Raw genomic sequence first — 3,186 nt, 5'->3', positions numbered from 1 at the left:
ACGTGAAGGGGCTGCCATTCCATCTGCTTTCGAAACGCAGCCGCCGCGATACACCATCTTTTAGCGTCCGCTTTGCGGGCGCGGAACGTCGTGGTCTGGGTGGGAAGCGGAAAGGCGGCTTTTCGGCGGGCAATATCAGTTAGCTGCCATGGCAACGAGTGGCGCGTAGCTGCCGTTTTCGAAATTTTTTTCTGGACTGCGCTTCAGTGCTTCCACCAGTGGGCCGCGGTGCCCTCGTCAGATTGCCCAAATCGATAATCACAATGCAGCGCGCTCCTGACCCATGCTTTTGATTGAGTGTGGCGCCTTCGGCTGTTCACGACTTGAAAGACGCTCTTCTGCAAAAGCTGCTCGCATGAGGTCAACCTCCGGCGAGAAAGGGCCGTGCAGGGAAGAAGGTAAGCCTGTACTCCTCGGGAAGAAACCACTCAGTGCCGACGATCCGAAGTTTAGGCGTGGCGGACAGTTTGCCTGCCTCGACCGCCATGCGCGCTACGTAGGCGCGCCGCTGGTCGAGGACTATGGGCGCGAATTGCGGGCACCAGGCGCGCATCCCGTCTCCGGCTCGTTGCAGCGCCTGCATCAGGCTGGGCGCCACAAAGGGCGCACGCGACCACCAACCAAGGACGTGAAAAGCCGCATCTTGAGCATAAGGAAGCTGGCCGAGCACAAGCGATCGTGGACCGTCAGCAGGATCGCCGCCGACCACGTGAAAGGCGACAACCGGATTTCCTGGAATATCCAGACGCGGTTGGGATGTCGGGTGGAAGGTGGCGCAACTGGCTGAAACGTCGATGATGTCGTGAACGGCGTAGCCATACCATATCCAATGGGAACCGCGCACAACCTCGCCGCCGCCCAGCTCAGCCAAGCTCGCGGGATCCCTGTATACCACGGAGACCGGATAGAATTCCGATCGGCTGCTCGGTAATGCTTCCAGAACGGATTTGAAACGCTCGGTCACGACGTGACACTTGCTTCCCCATCCCAGCCGGCCAAACCGGACCGGCTGCTGTGAATCGGCGCCGTCAGCAAACACGAACAGGTCGTCCGGGAGCAGCCCTTGCAGACTGCCTGGCATCGCGGGCGCGGAGGCTGCTGCGTCGAGTTTAGCGATCAGGGTGCCTTCGCCGGTGATGGGTTGATCTGGGTTATCGCTCAGATGATCGGGGTCGATCGATTCAGTGCTGAGCGATGGGACGAACGTGATCAGGACGTCCAAGGGTGCGTCCAAGGCAACTCCGGTCAGATCAGGCGTATTCACCGTAAGATCTCCCTACATCTTGTGCTTGCGGCTCCTACGCCGGCAGAAAAGGTTGGTGATCTGCCGCTCAAAGTGTTGAGGTCACCACCAGCCCAAGACACGGCCGCCAAAGTCGGTGCGCTCCGCCTGAGCGAAGTCGTAGGTCAAAGTGACGTCGCATTCGACCGCTGCCGCTTTGAGCGCTTCAGGAAAGCCTTGTTCCACGAAGCGCTTGGCAGCAGGTGTCCCCTTCTTTGCAGCTTTCTGGAAGAGCTGATAGGACTGTGGAGCTTTACGCCGTAGACACTCCCCCACCGCCGCTTGTCGGCTGTGGATGATGGCTCCAACAACGTCGCCCTCCGCGCTCAAATTCGGGCAGCTTCGCTGAAGGGCGCGTAGCCGTTCAAGCGCTACGTTCGCTTTCAAGCTATTTTCGAGATCATTGGCGAACGCTAAAGCTTCCGAGTAGCGCTGCTTCCAGATGCATTTAGCGAGCGGCATCGCCAGTTCCGCACGCTTGGAGGGCTTGCTGCTCAGCCCGAAGCTAGTCTGGGCGACAGCAATCTCTAGCGCAGCGGTGAGAAGCAGAGCCATCAGAATAAGCTGCATTTGTCATTTCTGCCTCAGTCGAGAGTGCCCCACAAGCGAGCAGGTGATCGGCGAGATTTCTTAAAGTGAGGCGCGAGCGGACCGGTAGCTTTTGCCCGAAGCTGACCGGCGGCCTTCGGGCAAACTGTCAGCAAAGCCCTATGGCTGAGATTGGGGCGTTTGCGGTCATTCTCCGCCCACGAAGTCCACCCCGCCCTGTTCTCGATGGGCGCCGCGATCACGGCGGTCGAACGATATGTGAAGCAGGGTGCCGATCGAAAAAACGCCAAACGCGAAAAGGGCCTCTTGGCTCTTGGATGCCCCGGTGAACACGCAATAGACGATGAAGAACCAAGCTGGGTAGATGCCGGCCATGGTGACTAGCTTGAGCCAAGCGGGCAAGGGCCGCCACCAGCTTCGGTAGGCTTCAAGGCGATCCATGAAGCTTTGTATGCCCTCAGCGCGAAGTGTCCGCAATTGGGCACGTCCTGAAGCTGAACCTACGTCTGCTTTTGGGAGACGCTGAGGCGATGCCGAATGACCGACTTTGGGCGACAGCCGACAGGCTGCTTTTCGGGCCGTGAGCGGACCCACGGCTTTCATGCAAACTTACGCCTCTCTGAAGCGCTTCGAAGTGCCGGAGTGGCAGTTAACGAACATTCCACGATCGCCGCTTCAACATAAGCATGGCCATCAATGTTGATATGAAGAAGCTTGTGATACAAAGCAGGGCTAAATCTTGGCGTTGAGCAAAGACGAATACCACCGCTGCGAGCCAAGCGAAGCGATTGATGATCACAATTCGGCGATCACCATACTCCTTCGAGAATAGACGCTCCCGCCACGTCATCTCACGGGATCGCTCTCCTGCGTGCAGGTTGTAATTTTTGACGGCGCGCCGTGTCTGGGCGTCGGCCAGCATCAATACAAACATTGCGAGACTTAACGCCGCTAGGATGATCGTCGTCGGACCGATCATCGCAGGAAACGGGTTTCCCAGAAGAACGGCAGCGATAGCTACAAGGGCGCCCGTCCAAGCGCCAATCAGTGCCGGCCAAAAGAAAGCATCTGTCCAACGGTCAAACATGAACGCCAACGGTACCGCAGGTTTAACCGGATGTCTGCAATTGGGGGGGGTCGGCCGGGCAGTTTCTCGATTGCAAAAGCGGATCCTGAAAATACCAGCAGCGCGTTACTCGTAGCTCGAAGTCTGCACGGCAAAGCCATGCTTATCTAGATTGGCCGCTAGGGCAGCCGCTAATAGGCACTCCGCCTGCGGTTCGTCGTCTTGGAGTGGAACGGTTAGCGATTGCCCCTTCAAAGACAGGGCGTTCGGCTTGGCCCCACAGAATTCT

General features: G+C 58.3%; 4 protein-coding genes. All 4 read right to left on the bottom strand.

Annotated elements, in window-relative coordinates; genetic code table 11:
* Positions 1 to 361: 361 nt before the first annotated feature.
* The 4 genes from FHT02_RS21185 to FHT02_RS21170 all read right to left on the bottom strand — a co-directional run bounded on the left by FHT02_RS21185 (position 362) and on the right by FHT02_RS21170 (position 2,927).
* On the bottom strand, positions 362 to 1,264 hold the full coding sequence (locus FHT02_RS21185) for a hypothetical protein (protein WP_184092228.1): 903 nt from the start codon (positions 1,262 to 1,264) through the stop codon (positions 362 to 364).
* 81 nt (positions 1,265 to 1,345) lie between these two features.
* Positions 1,346 to 1,852, bottom strand: coding sequence for a hypothetical protein (locus tag FHT02_RS21180; RefSeq protein ID WP_184092226.1), 507 nt, complete (start codon positions 1,850 to 1,852; stop codon positions 1,346 to 1,348).
* Between the two features lie 165 nt (positions 1,853 to 2,017).
* Positions 2,018 to 2,206, bottom strand: coding sequence for a hypothetical protein (locus FHT02_RS21175; RefSeq protein ID WP_184092224.1), 189 nt, complete (start codon positions 2,204 to 2,206; stop codon positions 2,018 to 2,020).
* Between the two features lie 274 nt (positions 2,207 to 2,480).
* The gene (locus tag FHT02_RS21170; RefSeq protein WP_184092222.1) at positions 2,481 to 2,927 is read right to left on the bottom strand and encodes a hypothetical protein; all 447 of its coding nucleotides are present in this window, start codon (positions 2,925 to 2,927) and stop codon (positions 2,481 to 2,483) included.
* Positions 2,928 to 3,186 lie beyond the last annotated feature (259 nt).

The sequence above is a fragment of the Sphingomonas xinjiangensis genome (assembly GCF_014199255.1).
Lineage (GTDB): Bacteria > Pseudomonadota > Alphaproteobacteria > Sphingomonadales > Sphingomonadaceae > Sphingomonas > Sphingomonas xinjiangensis.
The sequence above is the reverse complement of the archived record's forward strand: the minus strand, read 5'-3'. Positions and strand labels throughout refer to the sequence as shown.